Here is a 20,953-nt window from a genome sequence, read left to right as displayed (position 1 = left end):
TTCATTAAGCTACCAATCTATTGTATTATCAGCAGTGTATCCACTTATATAACAGAATATTGCTATTATATCATTATATTGCGTGCTTGATTCAGCGCAGGGCAGGAGGAGATTTACATGAGAAAACACTGGGTTCTGCCGCAGCCTGCTTATGCCCACTATGTATGTTATCCGGAGATGCTGGGGCATTACAGCGACTTCCCGGAGCATGCAGAGCGCAGAAGCGAGGGGTTCCTGAACAGCTATAATCTCCACATGGTTTTCGGGGGAGAAGGGTATGTATTTCAGGGAGGGGAGCGGATATCCATGAGGCGGGGCAGCGGATTTCTTTTTCCCAGAGGGGCTTATCAGCAGTACGGTTCTGATCCCGGAGCCGCCTGGGATGTGCGCTGGATGCACTTCGCCACGGCGATGCCTCTGCCTATGCTGGAGGAGGCGGATCAGTCACGCGGCTACTTCTTCACCTTCGATCCCGGCACCGGTTATGAAGCGCTCTTCGAGGAAATGTACCGGCTCAGTGCAGGCTATGAGACCCGGAGTGAACCGCGCCTCTCCACACTGCTCTATGAGATTCTGGTTACGCTGATGCAGAACACCGAGCCGCTCCACGGCTCCGTTCCGCTGGAGATCCGGCATTCCATCCGGCTTACCGCTGACAGGATCTATAGTGAGTGTGAGCGGCCCTGGACGCTGGAGTCTATGGCCAGACTTGCCGGTTATAGCAGCTACCATTTTCTCCGCCTGTTCCGCAGCATTATGGGCAAGACGCCGAACCGGTATTTGAGCGATTGCCGGATGGCCCGGGCCAAGCTGCTGCTGGCCTCCACCAAGTTGTCCGTTGCGCAAATTGCACTGCAAAGCGGCTTTCAACAATCCAGTTATTTCATCAAGGTGTTCAGACAGCTCGAAGGGATGCCACCGAACCAATACAGACGTTCCTTCAACTCATAGAATCAACCCTTTTTAGGACCAAGTGTTAAGAAAGTTTGTTACATTTAAGGCAGAATTCACGCCGCGATAGCCTTGGTTAGGTGACAAAAAGTTACAAATGGAAACAAAGGGTTACAAAGTGGATACAAATTCCACGCGCCAAGCAACTATACTATTGCTAGTAAATACATCTGGAGGGAAATAAATGAGAAAGTATAGAGTTACATATGCTGCATTGCTGGTGAGTTCACTCGTTGCCGGCCAGGTGGCTGGCAGCATCACTGCGCCTGCTGCACATGCAGCCCCGGCGGCGAAGGCCCCCGCAGTATCCGCTCCGGCGGCATTCAAGTTCAATTCCGTTCCCATGGGTGCCGGAGTGACCGCAGTACTGGAGAATATCAACATATGGAGCCAGTCCAGCGGAAACATCTTGTCATACACACTTAAATATACGAATTCCGGCAATTCAAGCGCAAGCCTAATGCATTATTTCTCACGCGTTGTCACTCCGGGAGGATCAGTACTTCCAGGTAATCCCTTAGGTGCAGATGCCCTGAAGAAGAAAGTCGGCGCCAAAGAAAGCCTTAGCGTGACTTACTATGTAAATGTGGGACAAACCTCCTCTTTGCAGGGGATCAAAATCTCGATGCTGGTCTGGGATGCCAAGACGAAGGGGTATCTGAAGCAGACGGGATCTTTTGGAGTGCCCGCTAATTATTCAACTACGGCTGCAGTTGGAACAAGCCTAAGTACAGTCATGAACGACATTCCCGTCGCGGCCAGTGCAGACTCCCTCCAGCTCTATAAATACAGCGGCAAGGTCTATGCCAAAGTAGGGGTCAGTCTGACCAACAAGGGCAATAAAGTCCTCAGTGATCCGGGCTATTCGGCTTATCTGGTATCTGCGAGCGGCACCTCCTTCGAGCTGGCGCTGAGCGGCACACAGGCGGATTACAAGATTCAACCGCAGGAGAAACGGAGCATTTATTATATTACGGAAATCCCGGCCTATCTCAAAACAGATAATATGAAGCTGCAATTCACGCAGAGGGACGAGACCACGAAGCTGGAGCTGGCTAAATCTTCTTATAAGCTGCCCGCAGCAAGCTCGCCTAATCTGGTAGTGGGCAGCGGGGTAGTCAAAAAGATTGTAGTCAATAACAACACGGTAGACACGCTGCTCCGCAATGCCAATGTGTACGCACAGGATGCAGATGCGGTATGGACGTTCCAGATGCAGCTTAAGAATACCGGCAACAAGGCGGTAACCCTGCCAAGCTACGACCTGGCAGTCAAATCGGTGAAGGGCAAGGTTTTTCCGGTGAACTCCAAAGGCGTAAGCGGAGTCACCCTCAAGCCGCTAGAGACCAAAATTGTACCGCTTACGGTTCGCGTACCGCTTGAAGTCGATCAATCCGGATTGCAGCTTATGATGATCGAATCAGTAGGCGCAGAGAGCTCAAGTATGCCTGAACCGAGCGGAACCGGCGAGACAACCGGAAATACCGGGAATACCGGAACGCCGTCCACTTCGCCTCCTGCAACACCGACTGCCAAAATGGTTTTCCCGGTAGCCTATTTCGTCATTCCTTATGCCCTGCGTACGGAGGTAACGACCGGCCAGGAGTATATGACCACGAATTCATACGGATCCTTCTCGTACAGTATAGAGTCTCTGCAGCGTTATCCTTGGAGAGATGATGATATCGTAGCTGCCAGACTGAGAATCACCAATACCCAGAACGTGTCTCTTACGCTGCCTGAGCTGAAGGGAACCATTAAGCTGGATAAAGAGAATCTGCCCGTGACTACAGAGCTGTATATGGACAATAAGGATGCTTCTGTCCTTGCGCCAGGGAAGTCGGCGGATCTGTATGTACTCGGCAAAATTGCCTATACCTCAGAGTTTCAGAATATGCGGATTGCCCTGAACGGCACACAGAATTCAGAGACCGTTCCGTTCCTGGATGTCAGCGTCAACAACTCGATTAACAGTATTCCGACCATCGAGAAGGGCAAGAGCTACACCATTAGCGGCAAAGGCAAAACGGCCAGTGTACAGGAGAACCGGACAACGATCTATCAAGGGGAGAGCCACAATCTAGTGTACACAGAGCTCTATCTGAGCAGTGAGGAGAAAAGACAGAGCAAAATGGCCCGTCTCCAGGCTTACTATAAGACCAAGGACGGCCAGTATTTCGAAGCGGGCACCAGCCAGTCGGAGAACAGCGCGTCTCCGGGTGCCAAGCAGCTCGTGGTCCTGTGGGCCAAGGTGCCTAAGGCTACGGACCTCGCGGATGTCTCACTCTACCTCGGTTCCGGTATCAAAGAGGGTAAGCTGATCGAGGCCAAGGAGGAAGCGACCGGATTCGTCAATGTGGCAGCACTTCAGCTGAATCCGCAGGCTAACGTACCGAAGAATACGCTGGAATCAACGGCATTATATCCTTATACGATTTCTGTTCTGACCTCTGAAGGCAAGCGGATGAAGTCATCGGATACCCTGGATATTACTATGAATTACAGCCTGAGGAAGGATAACCTCTACGATGCAGGCGTGCTGGAGCATAAGCTGATTCTGCAGATTACCGATCCGTTCGGCATCGCGACCGAGAAGGTTCTTACACTGGGCACAGACCTGATTGAAGGGACGAACAACCAGTATTCCTTCTCCCTCAGCAGACCCGTGTACAAGACGATGGACGGCGGCGCTTATAAGTTAGCCTTCTATGATGAATTCCAGGGTGAACGTCTGATGCTGGGCAGCCAGGCCTTTGGAGTCACCAACGTGGTTCCGAACAAGACACAGGAATAATCGTCATTCGCTTAACTAAAACATTCTTGTATTTTTAAAAAAGGAGCAGCTTCCATGTTGCGTGTTGAAGATATTACGCATTCGTACAAAAGCGGTAATGAATGGACCTCCGTTCTTCATAAAATCAATTTCGCCGTCAAAAAAGGAGAAATGGTTGCCCTGCTGGGCAGTTCAGGTTCCGGGAAGTCCACGCTTCTCAACCTCATGGCCGGCTTGATGAAGCCCACGGAAGGTCATATCTACATTGCTGATCAGGACATTGTGAAAATGGGCGAGAATAAGCTGGCCGAGTTCCGCCGCAAGAATATCGGATTTATTTTTCAGGCCTATGAGCTAATTACCAGCCTGACGGTCCGCGAGAACGTGGAGCTGCCGCTGGTCTTCCAGTCAGTCTCTCCCAGGGCACGCAAGGCCAAGGCGCTGGCGCTGCTGGAGCAGGTGGGAATTCCCGACAAGGCGGATCTCTTCCCCTCGCAGCTCTCCGGAGGACAGCAGCAGCGGGTCAGTATCGCCCGGTCGCTGATCACAGAGCCGTCGGTCATCTTCGCCGATGAACCGACGGGGAATCTGGATTCCAAGACTGAGGAAGAAATTATCGGCATTCTGCTGAACCTGAACCGGACGATGAAGACGACTTTTATCGTCGTTACTCATGAATACAAGGTGGCTGAACAAATGCAGCGGATTTTCACCCTGAAGGACGGCTTCCTGGTCACTGAATCGCAGACACAACCGCAAGCAGATACAGAACCGCAAATAGAACCGCAGCTTGATACGCAGACAGAAGTACAGGTTGAAGAGCAAATCGCTGAGGAAGCTGAACCGCAGACCATGGTAGAGGTTGAAGAACAATTAGCTGCAGGAGCTGAACAGGAAGCTGTAGAGCCAGTACCGCAGACAGCAGGAGCGGATGAAGATCTGCCGGCTGAGGAACCTGAACACCAGACCGCTGAGGAAGCTGATCCTGCAGAGGGAGGGAAGCCGTGAAGATCAGAGACATTTCACGGATGGCCTGGGAACAGGTCAAACGGCGCAAGGTGGTTACAGGTCTATGTATGACCGGGATATCCATCGGCTGCGCAGCAATTATCGTGGCTTTGAGTGTAGGCCAATCTGCACAGGTCTATGTAACGGAACAAGTTAATGCCAACTTCAAAATGGATGAGATTATGGTCTCACCGGGCGGAGGACTTCCAACGAACGGGAAGAGCGGAGGCGGCGGATCGGGTGAGGTAAATGAGAACCTCGACCCCGGCAAGCTGACCGATCAGAAGCTGAAGATCATCCAGGGGCTGAATCATGTGAAGGCGGCTTCGCCTTTTCATCAAGCAGGATATCTGCAGATGGTAACCATAGACAACAAGATCTCCGATGTTCAGGTCGTTGTCGCCGATTTACAGAAGCTGACGGCGTACGACCACAAGTTCAAGCAGGGAGGGGCGAATGGTCAGCTCGGATCCATTGTGCTCAATCACGGGGCTACACTGGGCCTGATTGACCTGGAGACCCGGCAGAAGCTGTTCGATCAGATGAGTGCGGATCCGTTCAACCAGGAGCTGTACCAGCAATATGACAAAATGGCCACTGTGCCTACTGAATTGTACCGCAAGCAGGTTCAGATTCAGGCGCAGGACTATAGCTCTACATCCCCGGTGTTCAAGCTTAGCTCGCCCCTGCAGATCTCCGGAATTCTGGCGCTTCCCAAGGGTATGGATGAACTGCGGTCATCCTATGAGAAGATTATGTATGTGTCTCCCGAGACCGCACAGCAGCTCTCCAAGGAGCTTGCGTTCGATAATTCCACCACCAGTGTGCTTACGCTTCCGCCGGAGGGCAGCTATAACTCGATTACGGTCAAGGTGGACGATGTGGCGAACATCAAGCCGGTGGAGCAGATGATTCAGAAGCTGTCACTGAGTGCTCAAGACAATCTGTTCCAGCAGGAGATGCTGAAGGAGCAATTTGATATGATCAAAATGGCGGCTCTCGGCATCGGGGTATTCATCCTGATCATCGCTTCCATCTCCATCATAGTGGCCATGACCATGTCCACCCATCAGCGGCGGCGCCAGATTGGGATTATGAAGGTCCTCGGGGCCAACATGGGACAGATCCGTAACATGTTCATTACCGAAGCTGCGCTTCTGGGGCTGCTCGGGGGCATGCTGGGTGTTGCATTCTCCTATCTCATTGTGATGGCGCTCAACAAGCTGGTAGGCAGTGCAGGGGACGGGATGAATTTCTTCATTCCGACGACGAATCTGCCGATCGGGATATCTTTTGCCATTATGACCGGCGTGCTGTCGGGGATCTATCCGGCGATCAGCGCCTCCAGAACCGATGCATTAACTGCTATTAAACGAGACTAACCCTAAGCTAGAAAGGAAGCCGAAACAATGAAGAGGACTCTAAAGAAGAGCCTGAAATGGATCATAATCTTAGGTATCATCGGAACTGCCGGTTATTTCGGATATACCAAATTCTTCAAGGCTGATGATACCGCAGAACTCCCGCCTGAACCGATGCAGGTAATCAGCTTCCCGGTAACGGAAGAGACGTTAACCAGCTCTGTGCAGATCAAAGGCAGATCGCAATACCAGAAGGAGACACTGGTGTATGCCCCCTTTGCTTCCAAGGTGACTGCCTGGAAGGTGGAGAACGGGGCACAGGTGAAGAAGGGCCAGGTGCTCTTCACCCTGGATCAGAGCACACTCCGTAATGAGATTGCCACGGCGGAGGCAGCCGCCCGCAAGGCGAAGCTGGAGGGGGAACTGAATGCTTTTGTCGCGCAGCAGGAGGATGATTCTCCGGCCCCGGCCGGTACGGAAGCAGAACGGCTGAAGGCCTTGGCTGCCCAGGAAACCGCCCGTCTGAGCGATGAGCTGAACCAGGTGAACGCCGAGATTCAAGCCAAAGAGCTTACGGAGAAGAAGGCGAAGCTGAACACTGCGGTATTCCATGCACCGGAGAACGGCATCTTCCTTTTCGACAGCAGCACAGAACGGCCGCAGACTGTCACCGACAATCAGTACATCGGCAAGATTGTGGACACCAACAAGGTAGAGTTCATAGCACAGGTCGGGGAGCAGGATATCTTCCGCATCAAAAAGGGCATGAAGGTGAAGGTGAAGATGACGGCCGTAAAAGATCTGGTCCTGGACGGGGAGGTAACCGATGTGGCCAAGTTCGCCACGACGACCACCGGACAGAACACAGCCGGCCAGCTTCCGCAATTCGAGGTGGTCATCTCCATGCAGCCGGACGAGCATTTGATGGGCGGCCTCAGCCTTAGCGGAGACGTCGAGACCTCACGCAAAGAGAAGGCGGTAGTTGTATCCAATATCGCCGTCATCCGTGAAGGGGATCTGGCCTTCGTTATGGTGGACAAAGGAAACGGCCAATACGAACGCAAAGAGATCAAGACTGGAATGGAAACGACCGATAAAACAGAGGTGCTGTCGGGACTGAAGGCAGGAGACACGGTAGTTCTGCAGTAGTTGATAGCAGTTGATGGGCCCAAACCGTATATAGCCCCAAACCTGGTTGATTGCCGGGTTTGGGGCTTTTTGAATAGAAAGTATAGGCGTGAGTGGCGCGCGGCGGATCATCTAAGTGGAAATAGTACATCTAATTTATGGTCGCAGGAACAATTACTTATAGCAGTTGGATAAATAACACTTAATCAGACCGAATTCTGCTGAGATTATGGGGCTTGGTGGATAAAATGTACTTTTTCCAACTGCTTCCCCACAGCGCATGGTTTCGGCTTAATTAAGTGCCTTTTTTCCAACTCTGACGGTTCATCCCACGGGTTAGTGGAGTAAACTCCCCCTAAGTATATAAATGGTTGAGAGTGTACCGATTCCGCTTGTTAACTACTTGTTCTGCTGATACGGCTTACGCCAAGCCTGGATGTCACTGTTCAGTCCGGCGAGATCAGGCAAGGGCACCGCTTCGTCCGTTAACTGATACTTGGCCTTCAGCGCCAGAATCCGGTAGACACTCTCGTCAATCCGTGCTTCGGAGATGCGGCCATTCTTGACACTGTCCAGCAGTGCGGCGCGTACGGCTTGCTCGTTCTTGTATTCATGGGCGACCAGCAGGATATCGCTGCCGGCCAATACAGATTCTACTGCCGCAGCAGGGAGGCTGTAGTTCTTGACGATTGCGCCCATGGTCAAGTCATCCGTAATGACTACCCCTTCGTATCCCATCAGCCCGCGGAGCTGCTGGCCGATAATCACTTGGGACAGGGAGGCGGGCTTGTCCGGGTCGAGCTTCGGATATAGAATATGGGCCACCATTACAGCATCAGCCTTCTCCCGTATCGCTGCCTGGAATGGCAGCCATTCCAGTTCTGCCAGCTGGGTCTCCGTCTTGTTGATGACCGGCAGCTCCAGGTGTGAGTCTACCGAGGTATCGCCATGGCCTGGATAATGCTTGACCACGGGAATAACGCCTTCACGCTCGAGCCCCTGCATCTCGGCAATGCCGAGCCGGGTGACCAGCTCTGCGTTGCTGCCGAAGGAACGGTCACCAATTACCGGATTATCCGGGTTGCTGTTGATGTCGAGCACCGGCGCGAAGTCCATATTGAAGCCGGAGGATTTCACCGCCCGGGCAAGCAGTTCGCCCATCGTTCCGGCAGCGGCGGCATCATCTCCTCTGCCGACTGCCGCGTTCGAAGGGAAGGTGGCGTAGTCATCGGGGAGACGGCTGACCTTGCCGCCCTCCTGATCGACACTCATGAACAGCGGTGCGGGATTCCCCGCATTGCTCTGCTTCAGAGCGTTGGTCAGCTGCACCAGCTCCTTCAGGCTGCCGACATTATTAGAATACAGAATGATTCCGCCGACCTTATCTTCGGCAATCATCTTCAGGGCTTCTGCTCCTGCCGCTTTGCCTTGGATGCCGACCAGCAGCATCTGCCCGATCTTCTCCTCCAGGGTCATTCCGGCGAGCTTCCGGGAGACCGGGTCAGGAGTGGCCGAAGCCTCAGGTGACGGGGTCACTGGGGCATCGGTTGCCGCAGGCACAGGCGTCTGTGCGGCAGCCGGAGAGGCTGGCACCGCTGCCTGGGAGGAGCCTGCGTTTGTCAGTTGTGCTGAATTTCCATTCCCCTCACAGCCGCTTGCCAGCAGCAGAGAGGCGGAGGCAGCGAGCAGGAGGAGAGCGCGGCGGGGGGAAGTATTGTTTATTTTTTGACGGCTGAACCATTTCATAGGGGGAATCTTCCTTTCGATTGCGGTTTGGCGGATAAGGATGATAGAATGAATAAGACATTACATATGAACTGCTTCAAGCATAATCAATACTATAGGATGAGGTGACCTGTCAATGAAAGAGCAATTAATGAACACGCTTAATGAACAAATGAATTTCGAATTCTATTCTGCTCATGTCTATCTTGCGATGGCTGCGTATTGTTCCGGTGAGAGCCTGGACGGATTCGCCAATTTCTTTCTGGTGCAGGCTGAAGAAGAACGGTTCCATGCCATGAAAATCTACAAATTCCTGAATGACCGGGACTACCGGGCCACCCTTGCGGCGATGCCTGAACCGAACAATGAGTATAGCTCCATGCTGGATGCGTTCGAGCATGCCTTCGCCCATGAGCAGCAGAATACGAAGAAATTCTATCATCTGGCGGATTTGGCCCTGGATGAACGGGAGCATGCGACCATCTATTTCCTGAAATGGTTCATTGATGAGCAGGTGGAAGAAGAGGCACTCTTCAGCAACATTATCGCCAAGCTCAAACGGATCGAAACCGACAGCAATGCCTTCTATATGCTGGATGCAGAATTTGCAGGACGTTCATTTACACCGCCAGCGGAGTAGAGAACAGCTAGGGTAACCATTCATACGCAAGCTTAGCGGCATTCTCCTGAAGAGGGGGAAGCCGCTTTTTTGTGTGCAAATATAAGGAATTATATGTTTCACACGATAACTTATCCTTCTATTTCTCGCTGAAACGGTACCGTCCTTGATAGGACGGGAACGCCGTTTCTGCTTGGCCGACCTAAGGTCCCCATATACTTAGACTACGTTTTGCGAGAAAAGTTACACGGCCTGTCAGCAGCAGATGGACTGCAAAGTTGAACAAGGGCAAAGAATGTAGGAAGTGGCAACTTACTTCCGGGCTCCCAACTCTATTTAGCGGGGTTAACTCTTGCGCTGTCCGGCAACACTGTTTCTCTAGACCCACCCGTAAGTCAGCGTGTAGTATGGAACAATACTAATCTTTGGAGGTCCTTTTTCTTGGAAAATTACAGCGATATCAAACAAAGTGAAAAAGGAGCATGGCTAAGTCTTTTAGCATACATACTCTTATCTGCAGTCAAATTATTCATAGGAACGGTGTCAGGCTCTCAGGCACTCCTGGCTGACGGGCTGAATAACAGCACCGACATTATTGCTTCCCTGGCCATTCTGACCGGACTCAGGATTTCCCGCAGACCCCCGGATTCGAACCATGGCTATGGTCATTTCAGAGCAGAGACAGTTGCCGCACTGGTCGCCTCTTTTATCATGATTGCTGTAGGCTTCCAAGTGCTCTATCAGGGTGTGAACAAATTCATTCAGCCTGTGCTGGAGACCCCTGATCTGATTGCAGCGTGGACGGCAGCTGCCTGTGCTGTGGTTATGATCGCAGTATACCGGTACAACATCAGGCTTGCTCGCAAGCTGAACAGCAATGCCATGCATGCAGTGGCGCAGGATAACCGATCGGATGCGCTGGTCAGCATGGGAGCCTTCGTTGGCATTATCGGCTCACAGTTCGGCATTCCCTGGTTAGATCCGCTCACAGCTACGATTGTCGGATTGCTGATCTGCAAGACGGCCTGGGATATTTTCCGCAAAGCTACACATGACCTCACCGACGGCTTCGATGCCGGTAAGCTGGAACTGATGAAGCAGACAGTAGCTGAGATTGAAGGTGTGGAGTCGATTAAGGATATCAAAGCCCGTATTCACGGTAATAATGTGCTGGTCGATACTACAGTACTGGTGGATTCCAGTCTGAATGTGGTGCAGAGTCACGATATTACGGAGGAGATCGAAGATCAGCTTAAGGACCGTCATCAGGTCTCAACCGTACTCGTCCACATCGAACCGATGTGATCAACAGGTGTACAACAAGAATAGGTTATATGAATTGCCTTGCCTTCGGGTGGGGCATTTTTTTGTGCTAGATAAGGCGCACTAAAGAAATTAACGAACAGCAAAAAGAAGCGGAGGGGAAATTTGGAACTGTAGGAGCGTTAGCGAACGCCTTTGTCACCGGATTTCTACCACGAATAGTGGTTTAAATCAAGAAATCTGGGAGCGGGCAGTGGCCGGAAGTCCAAATGTTCACCGCAGCGACGACAAAGCTTCAAGTTCAAACCTTTAGTACGTCTTATATAGATTGGGAAAAAACGATCTTCGCCCTGGCCGGACTTGCCCGCATTCCAATACCATGTATATAATAACAATATGTTATTAACAACCGAATCCTATTAATCGATTCAAGACAAGGAGAATATCCATGCCAAATCAACCCGTAACCGACTCTAACGGCTTGAACGAGGAGCAATTCCTGCAGAATTATAATGCGGGCAACTACGAACGTCCGTCTGTCACCGTCGATATGCTGATTTTCACCGTGATGGAGCGAGAGCAGAATAACTACCGCAAGCTGGCGGATAAGTCCTTACAGCTCTTGCTGATTCAGCGCGGGGAGCATCCTTTTCTGGGACAGTGGGCCTTGCCGGGAGGGTTCGTAGGGATCAGTGAGAGCGTAGAGGAAGCAGCCCGCCGGGAGCTGTACAGCGAGACTAATATCGATAATATCTACATGGAGCAGCTGTATACCTGGGGCGAGGTAGACCGTGATCCGCGGATGCGGGTGATCAGCTGCTCCTACATGGCGCTCGTGGACCGCAAGGCTCTGGACGTACAGGCAGGGGATGATGCAGCCGCAGCAGCCTGGTTCGATGTCTCGTACCACATTCTGGAGACCCGCCGCGAGGTACTGGAGCAGGACGTCCGTCAGGAGACACTGGTGGAGATTATACTGGAGAGTGAGCAGGAGAAGCTAAGCGGGGTGGTCAAGCTTACCGAGACTATTCAAGGGCATGTCCGACAGGTCAGCCGTGAGATCGTGCGCAGCGCGGGGTTTTCTTTTGACCATCTGCTCATGGTGCAGTATGCCATCGAACGTCTGCGCGGCAAGGCGGAATATACGGATATTATCTTCAATCTCATGCCGCCGTTGTTCACCTTGTCCGAGCTGCAGCGTGTGTATGAGATTATCCTCGGCAAAGAGCTGCTCGCCGCCGCCTTCCGCCGCAAAATCGCCGAGCGGGTCATCGAGACGGATCAGAGCACCCGGGATGCCGGACACCGTCCCTCGAAGCTGTACCGGTATAACCGGGAATGGAATTTATTTTGAGAATGCCCTTCTGTCCGGCAACGCTGCCTTGTGATGTTCTTAATAGAACTTTCATAGGGAAAAGCAGACAATTAGTTATATTTTGACTATTGTGTTTATGGCAAAGGACAAGGTGAGCCTATGATTAGCTGGAAGGATTCGTATGATATCGGAGTAGAAAAAATTGATTGTCAGCACAGGCAGCTGCTGGTGAAGCTGAACGACTTTTTTGACGCTTGCAGCAACCAGCAGGGCAAAGAAAAGATCGAAGAGACGCTGAGGTTCCTCAAGGATTACACCGTGGAGCATTTCGGCAGTGAAGAGCAGTTAATGAAGGACATCGACTTCCCGGAGCTGACGGAGCATCAGAAGACACACGCTGAATTCGTGCAGACGGTGTTGGAACTGGAGGAGACGATTAAGACCAAGGGCGTATCCGTATTATCCACGATCAAGCTGAACCGGACGCTGACGGATTGGCTGATCAATCATATTCACAAATGCGACAAGCTAATCGGTGAATGCATCGCTGCCAAAGGTAACCGGGCGGGCTAACTGAATGATCGGGAACAAGGAAATGCTGTAAGGCATTTCTTTTTTTATATTAGCTGCTTGGACCGGATGCGCCGCGTAGGCCGAATGTAATCGAAAAACCGATCATAATTGGACTGTAAGCTCTACGTAAGCCGAATGTAATCGAAAAACCGATTACAATTGGACTGTAAGATCTACGTAAGCCGAATGTAATCGAAAAACCGATCACAATTGAACTGGGAGCTCTACGTAGGCCAAATGTAATCGAAAAACCGATCACATTTCTATAAGAGTTACCAAAATACTTCAATGAACCCTATTGCCTGTTGATATTATCATAGTATTCATTGTGTTTAAGGGGGGAGGATCATCATGGATTGCCTGGGGTGTAGAATTGCGAACGGGCTTGAGCCTGACCTGAATATCGTCTATGAGAATGAATATATCACCTGTGTACTCGATATCGAGCCCTTCAATGAAGGCCATACCCTGATTCTGCCGAAAAAGCACTATTGGGACGTCGATGAGATGGATGCGAAGACTGCACATGCTGTTATGGAGGCTTCACAAAAGCTCTCCGCGCTGCTCAAATCTCTTTACCAGCCGGACGGGATCAGAATTATTGCAGACGGCGGTAAATTCAATGATCTGACCCACTATCATATGCATGTGCTTCCCCGGTATGAGGGGGACGGGCTACTGTGGGGAGAACCGCTGCACCCCGACGGGGCAGGGGAACGGCTGGGCGAGACGAGACGGAGAATGGTGGAAGGGTTGGCTGAGAAAGAGCCGATGCTGAAAAAAGCGATGGACACCCTGGAGTTTCTAAGTCAGGATGCGGCAGCGCGAATGGCTTATAATGCCCGGATGAAGGCGCTGAGCGATGAACATTCCCGTATTGAAGGAGCCAAGTCCGAGACGAGCAAAGAAATTGCCATTAAACTTCTGGAGCGCGGCATAGACCTGCAAACCATTTCCGAAGCCACCGGCTTATTGCTTGAAGAAATTAAGGAACTGAGACAATAAGCGAAAACACACATTCCTTCAACGGCAGCCGCAGGGCTGTCTTTCTTTTTTGTCCAAGGGGAACTCAGGTTTATCACAGGTTGACGGCACAGTTTATACCTGGTGAATACTTTGTGTTATGATTTGAAGTAGATCGTATAGAAACTTACTTTAAGGGAGTGGAATGAAGTGAAAAACATGCGGATGCTGGCCGGGGCTGCGGTCATGGTGCTGGTGCTTGGACTGGTGAATGTCTACATTGGATGGCATCTGTCCGTATTGCTCCAGGCATGGCTGCCGGGGATGAATACTGCTGCGTACTGGACTGTCTTTCTTGTCATTTCCTTCTCTTATATGATTGGCCGGGTGCCGCTGCCGCAGGCGCTGAGACCGGTAGGCAGGTTGTTCAAGGTGATTGGCTCTTATTATCTGGCTTGTATGGAGTTCGCCGTGATCATGCTGCCGCTGACCGATCTGCTCTATGGTGTGCTGGCGCTCGCAGGCGTAGGACTCTCCGCATTCGTAACGGAAGCCGGGACTACAGTGCTGGTATTGCTCGCTGTCTTCCTGGTCTGGGGATCGCGCAATGCCTGGAGTACTGTGGTGCGGACCCACCGGCTTAAGGTGGAAAAATCCATCGGAACCAGCGTTCCGCTGACGGTAGCAGTAGCCTCCGACCTCCATCTGGGCAACATTGTCGGCAACCGCCATCTGCGAAGAATGGTCAGGGAGATGAACGCGATGAACCCGGATATCATTCTGCTGGCCGGGGATGTGCTGGATGACAGCATTGAGCCTTTTCTCCGCAATGGGATGGAGCAGCAGCTGAAGCAGCTGAAGGCACGTTATGGAGTCTACGCCGTGCTGGGGAATCACGAATACTACGGCGGCTCGATTGCGCAGTATACAGAGGTTATGCGGGGTGTCGGCATTCAGGTGTTACAGGATGAAGTGGTGGAGACGTCGGGAGTCTACGTGGTCGGGCGCAAAGACAAGACTGCCGAGCACATGGAGGGTGGACGGCTCAGCGTGGAGACTCTTCTACAGGGAGTGGACCGCAGCAAGCCGATCCTGATGATGGATCATCAGCCGACTGGCTTCGGGATCGCTTCGGAGGCTGGAGTGGATGTGCTGCTGTCTGGACATACCCACCGGGGGCAGATTGCACCGAATCACTGGATTACCCGGCGGTTGTTCGAACTGGATTGGGGCTACCTGCTCAAAAACAAGCTGCATGTCATTGTCTCCTCCGGCTACGGAACCTGGGGACCGCCGATCCGCCTGGCCAGCCGCTCAGAGCTGATTAAGCTGGAACTTGTGCTGGATGGCAGCATGAGCTTTGGTGCAGACAAGGTGTCACCTGCGGCTAAGCCTGTTTTGATCTAACGGAAACCTGCATGTGGCAGGATTGAACCCTCTACCTTCCTTAGGGAAGATAGGGGGTTTTTTTCGGGTTATGGAGGAGTTATTCATTTTCTTTTGACATTCCTGCCGGAATCCGCTAATCTATCTGTAGAAATAGTTAAGCTATTAACTAAATGGAGTTGACGACTGCTAATGGATGATTTGCAAAAGATTGTGCTTGAGCTGCCGCTTGAAAATGAGGTTTTTTTCGCCTTGGTGGGAGCGACAGCGGGCACTGTGGCCGTCTCCGAGAAATACTGGCAGGTACAGGGGCTGAACGGGGCAAGAATTCGTGTACTGGTTGAGATTGCAAAGCACGGGGGATCGATTCTGCCCTCACTGCTTGCTGAGCGAATCGCGGTAACTAAAGCCAACATCAGCCTGCTGCTGACTCCGCTGGAGAAGGATGGCTATATTACACGGGCGGCTCACGCACAGGATGGCCGTAAGACAGTCATTTCGCTGACTGAAGCAGGTAAGCGCCTGCTGCTGGAGCAGCTGCCGGGGAACCGGAAAGCCGTTGCGGCGGTAATGAACCGGCTGGATGAGCCGGAGCTGCAGCTGCTGCTGGAGCTGCTGAATAAGCTGAGCAGAGGATAGAAGGTGTGGAATGTTCCGCATGCCGGGAGGCTGCCCGCAGACAGAGATTATATATAGCGGCTGGAGTATGCCGGTGGATATGTGAAGAAATCTGATTCCAATAAGGAAAGGGTGTTATCGCCTATGACGACAATATTGATTACGGGAGCAAACGGGCAACTGGGAAGTCTGATTCTGGAGAATCTGCGTAGCCGCATCCCTGTAGGGCAAATCATTGCCGGAGTAAGAAGTGCGGAGCAAGCTCCTTTTATCCGGGAGCAGGGAATTGAAGTCCGCAAGGTGGATTATGATCTGCCGGAAACACTGAATGAAGCTTTTCGCGGGATTTCCCGGCTCCTGCTGATCTCCAGCTCGCATACGGATGATAATGTTCGTCTGTCCCAGCATAAGCGGGTGATTGATGCGGCCAAACGAAGCGGTGTGAGACATATCCTATATACTGGTTTTGCATTCTCAGGGCGGAGAACAGATCAGAGCAAGCCGGATAATGTGCATACATTGACGGAACAGGCGATTATAGAGTCCGGGCTGGAATATACCTTTTTGCGCAATGCTCTTTATATTGATTTCGTAGGGGTGCTGGGGCTGAAGGAAGCCCTCTCCAGCGGAGAGCTGGTGACGGCACCGGGAGAATGGAAGTTTAACTCGGCAGGCCGACGGGATCTTGCATTGGCTGCTGTTGCTGCTGTACTTGGCGAAGAGGGAGCAGGCAACCGCATCTACGAATTGACCGCTCCGCAGACCTGGGATTTTGGCGATCTAGCCGAAGTTCTGACAGAGGTTGCCGGCAAGCCGGTGGTGCACCGTCAGGATGACGGAATTCAGCACTGGATCTATGCTTTTATGAGCAAGCTGGATACGGCTTCCACCTCCGGGGATTTGGAGCGGCTTACGGGCAGACCGGTCACCCCCTTGCGGGACAGCATACTGCCTTTTATAGTTTAGAACGTACTGACCTAAGTGAGCTTGTTGGTTTGGAGTCCTATTGTTTTGAGCAGGGTTTGTTGCTAGTATGATGACATTGATCAGGCAAGCCGGAGGGAGCGTATGTAAGTTGAAAAAGATACTGGTAGCCGATGATGATGTTCATATCCGCACGCTGCTGCGGCATGTTCTTACCAGAGAAGGATATCAAGCGATAGAAGCCGGAGACGGGCTGGAAGCCGCGGCACGCATGAAGGAGCAGACGGTCGATCTGGCGGTGGTGGATGTGATGATGCCGCATATGGACGGATTGGAGCTGTGTGCATACATAAGGGAGAACTATGACATTCCCGTCATTCTGCTGACGGCCCGTCAGCAGCTCAGTGATAAGGAGCAGGGTTATCTGCACGGGACGGATGATTATGTGACCAAGCCTTTTGAACCGGAGGAGTTGATCTTTCGCATCAAGGCCTTGTTCCGCCGTTATTCCATCGCTTCAGATGACCGGATTCGCCTGAATTCGCTGGTGATCGACCGTAAGAATTACGAGATCAGTGACGGGACAGAGGTGCTGCTGCTGCCGGTGAAGGAATTCGAACTGCTGGCCCAGCTGGCCCAATATCCGGGACGCCTGTTCACGCGTGGTGAGCTGATTGAGCTGGTCTGGGGGGCGGACTACGAAGGGGACGAGCGGACGGTGGATGTGCATATCAAGCGCCTGCGTCAGCGGTTCAGTGAATACCAGAATGATTTTATCATCCGCACGGTCCGGGGAATTGGCTACAAAGTGGACATGGTGAACTCATGAGATCGCTCTATGTACGGATGAGTATTATCTTCTGCTCGGTGATTATGATCAGCAGCGTGCTGGGATTTCTGGTCTCCAACCTGTATTACCAATCCCAGGTCAAGCCGAAGAATGATGCTAAGCTGACCCGGATGGCCATAGGTTTGCAGCAGTTCATTGAGGATCACCCGGATGCTGTGGAAGAATATCTCCTGAGTACGGCTTCCCTGGGGTACAAAATGTATCTGGTCAATGCCGATGGAGAGGAACGCTTCTATGGCCTGCCTTTCCGCAAAAATGACCTCAAGGAGGAAGCGCTGCGCAGTGTGCTGGCCGGGGAGATTTACCATGGGGTGGGTAATTTCCCCGGCCAGCTGTTCGTGACAGGGTTCTTCGATAACCAGCTCAGCAATTCCATTGGGGTGCCGGTCCATATTAACGGGGAGACCTATGCCTTGTTCATGCGTCCGGATGCCCAGGTGCAGTTCGGGGAGCTGCGGATCTTTTTTGTCGTGATTATCGGGGTCATTATTCTGCTAAGCCTGTGGTTCATGCTGATTACTGTATTTCATGTGGTGCGGCCGATCACCCGGTTAACCGAGGCCACGCTCCTAATCTCCAAAGGGCGCTACGACATTAAGCTCTACACCGCACGCCGCGACGAGATCGGCCAACTGGCTTCCCACTTCATGACGATGAGCCGTGAGCTGGAACGCACGAACCGGGCAAGACAGGAGTTTGTCGCCAATGTCTCGCATGAGATTGAGTCGCCGCTAACCTCTATTCAGGGCTTCGCCCATGCGCTCCAGGACGGTACTCTGCCGGAAGCCCAGCGTCTGGAGTATCTGTCCATTATCGGGGATGAGAGCCGGCGGTTGTCCATGCTCAGCACGCAGCTGCTAACCTTGTCCTCACTGGATTACGATGAGAATGCCCTGCAGAAGAGAAGCTTCGATCTGCGCGCCCAACTGCGCCAGGTCATTCAGATTATGGAATGGCATCTTACGGAGAAAGAGCTTGCGGTGCGGTTGCATGCCGGAGACATCACGCTTGCGGGCGATTCCAATCTGCTCTATCAGGTGTGGATGAATCTGGTGACGAATGCGATCAAATACACCCCGGCGGGCGGGACCCTCAGTATCGCAGCCCATGTGGAGGGCCAGCAATGTATTGTAACAGTGACCGACAACGGGGCGGGTATTCCGGCGGAGCAGCTGCCGATGATCTTCGACCGGTTCTACAAGGTGGATCAGTCGCGATCCCGTGAGCCGGGTAGCAGCGGGCTGGGTCTGGCCATTGCCCAAAAGATCGTCCAGGCGCATGGCGGAACCATCGAGGTGACGAGCATAGTAGGAGAAGGAACGACGTTCACTGTTTCTTTGCCCTGCCACCCTAACGATATAGATTGATTAGTCCTTCATAAAATAGATGAAAGCAACGGAGGGGAATTTGGAACTGTAGGAGCGATAGCGTACGCCTTTGTTACCGGATTTCTACCACGGATAGTTGTATAAATCAAGAAATCCGGGAACAACAGCGGCCGGAAGTCCAATATTCACCGCAGTTGCGCCTGCCATCTGTTTTTGGAAGCGGCTATGTTCAATCTATATAGTGTAATTCTCTATTCATACTCCGTTCATCTTCACTCTCTAAACTGTGGATATACAGATTAGAAGGAGTGGTTATATGTTCTTGGCAATACGGGAGATGAGGCACTCCAAAGCACGCTACAGTCTCATTATGGTGATTATGCTGCTGGTGTCGTTCCTGGTGCTGTTCGTCACCGGCCTGGCTAGAGGTCTTGCTTATGCCAACATTTCGGCGCTGAAAAATATGCCCGCCAATTACTTTGCCGTGCAGAGCGATGCGGATCATACCTTCAGGCGTTCACAGTTAACGGATACGGAGCTTGCGGCTGCCCGGTCAGTAGCCGGAGAGGCGAACGCGACTCCGCTGGGTGTACAGACCAGTACAATTACAGCTGCCGGTGCGGATGTGAAGGCGGATATTACTTTTTTTGCCGTAGATATGACGGGCATGCTGGCTCCTGAAGTAACGGAAGGCGCCGGATTCACCAATGAGGTTCAAGGCAGCGCGGTTGCAGACTCCAAGCTGGAACAGTCCGGCGTTACCATTGGCAGTACGATCCGTGATCAGGCTTCCGGCATGAGCTGGACGGTTACCGGCTTCGTGAAGGACAGCTCCTACAGCCATACTCCGGTGGTCTATATCAATCAGCTGGACTGGCAGGCGATGAAGCAAGGAACGGTTCAGGGAGGCGGAGGTTCAGGCAAGGCCAATGCCCCGTACAATGTAATCGCGCTGGATGTAACGGCGGCTCAAGCTGGGCAGATTGCAGATCAGCTACAGTCCGTAGAGGTAATTACGCAAAAACAGGCGATCGCCAGTGTTCCCGGTTACTCCGCCGAGCAGAATTCGCTGCTGATGATGATTGTGTTCCTGTTCGTGATTGCCGCAGTAGTTCTTGCTGTATTCTTCTATGTCATTACGATCCAGAAGACCAGCCAATTCGGTATCCTGAAGGCGATGGGGACCAAGATGTCCTATCTGGCCTGGAGTGTAATCGGTCAAGTGATGCTGCTGTCTGTCGCCAGTCTGGTGCTGGGCATATTGCTTACGCTTGGGATGAATATGGGCCTGCCCGACACGATGCCGTTTGAGCTGGACGGACAGACGATGGCGATGACCAGTCTGCTGTTCATAGGGATGTCCCTGCTGGGCTCGTTAATTTCGGTAGCAAGAGTAGCTAAGGTGGATGCCTTGGAAGCGATAGGGAGGACTGGAGCATGAGTGCGAAATTAGTGATGAAGCAGGTAACCAAGACTTACGGGGATGGGGACGGGGCGATGACCGTTCTGAACCATCTGGACCTTACGGTGAACGAAGGCGAATTCATAGCAGTACTGGGGCCATCCGGCTCCGGGAAAAGCACATTTCTCTCCGCAGCTGGTGCGCTGCTTACGCCCACCAGCGGAGAAATCCTCCTCGACGGCGAGTCGCTGCGTGACAAGGACAAGGGGGAATTGACGGAGCTGCGGCTGAAAAAAATCGGCTTCATGTTCCAAAGTGCGCAGCTGCTGCCGTTCCTGAAGGTAGAGGAGCAGCTGCTCTATGTAGCGAAGCTGGCTAAGCTCAGCCCGAAGGAAGCGAAGGTGCGTGCCGCCTATCTGCTGAAGCGTCTGGAGATCTGGGAACGCCGCAACCATTACCCCGAACAGCTGTCCGGGGGCGAGAAGCAGCGGGTGGCGATTGCCCGGGCGTGGATGAACAAGCCGGCCATTCTGTTCGCAGACGAGCCTACAGCCAGCCTGGATTACAGCCGTGGCCGGGAAGTGGTACGGATGATAGCAGACGAGGTGCGGAGCGAAGGCAAGGCTGCTGTAATGGTTACTCATGACGAACGAATGCTGGACTGGTGCGACCGGGTGCTGCATCTGGAGGATGGCGTGCTGGTTGAAGCGCATAGCCTTAATTAATTGGAACTGAACCCTGGGGACGGGGTTCAGTTTTTTTGATT

Annotated in this window: 17 protein-coding genes and 1 pseudogene; 17 read left to right on the top strand and 1 reads right to left on the bottom strand. The window is 52.4% G+C overall.

Features of this window, described 5'->3' with window-relative positions:
- Positions 1-117: 117 nt before the first annotated feature.
- The 5 genes and pseudogenes from MKY64_RS11900 to MKY64_RS11880 all read left to right on the top strand — a co-directional run bounded on the left by MKY64_RS11900 (position 118) and on the right by MKY64_RS11880 (position 7,242).
- Positions 118-951, top strand: a complete 834-nt coding sequence (locus MKY64_RS11900; protein ID WP_036728714.1) for a helix-turn-helix transcriptional regulator — start codon at positions 118-120, stop codon at positions 949-951.
- A gap of 184 nt (positions 952-1,135) precedes the next feature.
- Positions 1,136-3,745, top strand: a complete 2,610-nt coding sequence (locus tag MKY64_RS11895; RefSeq protein WP_340953206.1) for a hypothetical protein — start codon at positions 1,136-1,138, stop codon at positions 3,743-3,745.
- Between the two features lie 54 nt (positions 3,746-3,799).
- Positions 3,800-4,465 (top strand): annotated as a pseudogene (locus tag MKY64_RS11890) (ABC transporter ATP-binding protein); the annotation flags it as partial.
- Positions 4,466-4,728: 263 nt separating this feature from the next.
- A complete protein-coding gene (locus MKY64_RS11885; protein WP_339256473.1) occupies positions 4,729-6,114 on the top strand; it encodes an ABC transporter permease in 1,386 nt (461 codons plus the stop codon).
- A gap of 27 nt (positions 6,115-6,141) precedes the next feature.
- Entirely contained in the window at positions 6,142-7,242 is a 1,101-nt protein-coding gene (locus MKY64_RS11880) for an efflux RND transporter periplasmic adaptor subunit (protein ID WP_036728712.1), read from the top strand.
- Positions 7,243-7,620: 378 nt separating this feature from the next.
- On the opposite strand, the gene nagZ is transcribed toward MKY64_RS11880, so the two are convergent.
- Entirely contained in the window at positions 7,621-8,967 is a 1,347-nt protein-coding gene (gene nagZ / locus MKY64_RS11875; RefSeq protein ID WP_340953203.1) for a beta-N-acetylhexosaminidase, read from the bottom strand.
- Between the two features lie 115 nt (positions 8,968-9,082).
- On the opposite strand from nagZ, the gene MKY64_RS11870 reads away from it, so the two are divergent.
- The 12 genes from MKY64_RS11870 to MKY64_RS11815 all read left to right on the top strand — a co-directional run bounded on the left by MKY64_RS11870 (position 9,083) and on the right by MKY64_RS11815 (position 20,912).
- A complete protein-coding gene (locus tag MKY64_RS11870) occupies positions 9,083-9,586 on the top strand; it encodes a ferritin (protein WP_036728710.1) in 504 nt (167 codons plus the stop codon).
- A gap of 420 nt (positions 9,587-10,006) precedes the next feature.
- Positions 10,007-10,870 carry a cation diffusion facilitator family transporter gene (locus tag MKY64_RS11865; RefSeq protein WP_340953201.1) on the top strand — a complete coding sequence of 288 codons (864 nt, stop codon included), beginning with the start codon at positions 10,007-10,009 and terminating at the stop codon, positions 10,868-10,870.
- A 406-nt stretch (positions 10,871-11,276) separates the two neighbouring features.
- Positions 11,277-12,182, top strand: coding sequence for an NUDIX hydrolase (locus MKY64_RS11860; RefSeq protein WP_036728705.1), 906 nt, complete (start codon positions 11,277-11,279; stop codon positions 12,180-12,182).
- A gap of 120 nt (positions 12,183-12,302) precedes the next feature.
- The gene (locus tag MKY64_RS11855) at positions 12,303-12,716 is read left to right on the top strand and encodes a bacteriohemerythrin (RefSeq protein ID WP_081751292.1); all 414 of its coding nucleotides are present in this window, start codon (positions 12,303-12,305) and stop codon (positions 12,714-12,716) included.
- Between the two features lie 351 nt (positions 12,717-13,067).
- Complete coding sequence (locus tag MKY64_RS33410) at positions 13,068-13,721, top strand: HIT domain-containing protein (RefSeq protein ID WP_445323324.1); 654 nt, start codon at positions 13,068-13,070, stop codon at positions 13,719-13,721.
- Positions 13,722-13,898: 177 nt separating this feature from the next.
- On the top strand, positions 13,899-15,086 hold the full coding sequence (locus tag MKY64_RS11845) for a metallophosphoesterase (protein WP_340958067.1): 1,188 nt from the start codon (positions 13,899-13,901) through the stop codon (positions 15,084-15,086).
- A 171-nt stretch (positions 15,087-15,257) separates the two neighbouring features.
- On the top strand, positions 15,258-15,704 hold the full coding sequence (locus MKY64_RS11840) for a MarR family winged helix-turn-helix transcriptional regulator (RefSeq protein ID WP_339314090.1): 447 nt from the start codon (positions 15,258-15,260) through the stop codon (positions 15,702-15,704).
- A gap of 123 nt (positions 15,705-15,827) precedes the next feature.
- Entirely contained in the window at positions 15,828-16,649 is an 822-nt protein-coding gene (locus MKY64_RS11835) for an SDR family oxidoreductase (RefSeq protein ID WP_340953197.1), read from the top strand.
- A 109-nt stretch (positions 16,650-16,758) separates the two neighbouring features.
- Entirely contained in the window at positions 16,759-17,436 is a 678-nt protein-coding gene (locus tag MKY64_RS11830; RefSeq protein ID WP_036728695.1) for a response regulator transcription factor, read from the top strand.
- Positions 17,433-18,824, top strand: coding sequence for a sensor histidine kinase (locus MKY64_RS11825; RefSeq protein ID WP_340953193.1), 1,392 nt, complete (start codon positions 17,433-17,435; stop codon positions 18,822-18,824). The genes MKY64_RS11830 and MKY64_RS11825 overlap by 4 nt, the downstream gene beginning before the upstream one ends.
- 277 nt (positions 18,825-19,101) lie before the next feature.
- Positions 19,102-20,226: an ABC transporter permease gene (locus tag MKY64_RS11820; RefSeq protein ID WP_340953191.1), complete on the top strand. Its 1,125-nt coding sequence runs from the start codon at positions 19,102-19,104 to the stop codon at positions 20,224-20,226.
- Positions 20,223-20,912 carry an ABC transporter ATP-binding protein gene (locus tag MKY64_RS11815; protein WP_036728687.1) on the top strand — a complete coding sequence of 230 codons (690 nt, stop codon included), beginning with the start codon at positions 20,223-20,225 and terminating at the stop codon, positions 20,910-20,912. Before MKY64_RS11820 ends, MKY64_RS11815 begins: the two co-directional genes overlap by 4 nt.
- Positions 20,913-20,953: the final 41 nt, after the last annotated feature.

This window comes from Paenibacillus sp. FSL R7-0210 (assembly GCF_038009085.1).
Taxonomy (GTDB): Bacteria; Bacillota; Bacilli; order Paenibacillales; family Paenibacillaceae; genus Paenibacillus_AQ; species Paenibacillus_AQ silagei.
The sequence above is the reverse complement of the archived record's forward strand: the minus strand, read 5'-3'. Positions and strand labels throughout refer to the sequence as shown.

Bases quoted from the DNA above. Each gene is read 5' to 3' on its own strand.
- MKY64_RS11825 (WP_340953193.1), top strand. From the start codon at position 17,433: ATGAGATCGCTCTATGTACGGATGAGTATTATCTTCTGCTCGGTGATT.
- MKY64_RS11835 (WP_340953197.1), top strand. From the start codon at position 15,828: ATGACGACAATATTGATTACGGGAGCAAACGGGCAACTGGGAAGTCTG.
- MKY64_RS11840 (WP_339314090.1), top strand. From the start codon at position 15,258: ATGGATGATTTGCAAAAGATTGTGCTTGAGCTGCCGCTTGAAAATGAG.
- MKY64_RS11860 (WP_036728705.1), top strand. From the start codon at position 11,277: ATGCCAAATCAACCCGTAACCGACTCTAACGGCTTGAACGAGGAGCAA.
- MKY64_RS11900 (WP_036728714.1), top strand. From the start codon at position 118: ATGAGAAAACACTGGGTTCTGCCGCAGCCTGCTTATGCCCACTATGTA.
- MKY64_RS11870 (WP_036728710.1), top strand. From the start codon at position 9,083: ATGAAAGAGCAATTAATGAACACGCTTAATGAACAAATGAATTTCGAA.
- MKY64_RS11815 (WP_036728687.1), top strand. From the start codon at position 20,223: ATGAGTGCGAAATTAGTGATGAAGCAGGTAACCAAGACTTACGGGGAT.
- MKY64_RS33410 (WP_445323324.1), top strand. From the start codon at position 13,068: ATGGATTGCCTGGGGTGTAGAATTGCGAACGGGCTTGAGCCTGACCTG.
- MKY64_RS11880 (WP_036728712.1), top strand. From the start codon at position 6,142: ATGAAGAGGACTCTAAAGAAGAGCCTGAAATGGATCATAATCTTAGGT.
- MKY64_RS11845 (WP_340958067.1), top strand. From the start codon at position 13,899: ATGCGGATGCTGGCCGGGGCTGCGGTCATGGTGCTGGTGCTTGGACTG.
- MKY64_RS11855 (WP_081751292.1), top strand. From the start codon at position 12,303: ATGATTAGCTGGAAGGATTCGTATGATATCGGAGTAGAAAAAATTGAT.
- nagZ (WP_340953203.1), bottom strand. From the start codon at position 8,967: ATGAAATGGTTCAGCCGTCAAAAAATAAACAATACTTCCCCCCGCCGC.
- MKY64_RS11820 (WP_340953191.1), top strand. From the start codon at position 19,102: ATGTTCTTGGCAATACGGGAGATGAGGCACTCCAAAGCACGCTACAGT.
- MKY64_RS11895 (WP_340953206.1), top strand. From the start codon at position 1,136: ATGAGAAAGTATAGAGTTACATATGCTGCATTGCTGGTGAGTTCACTC.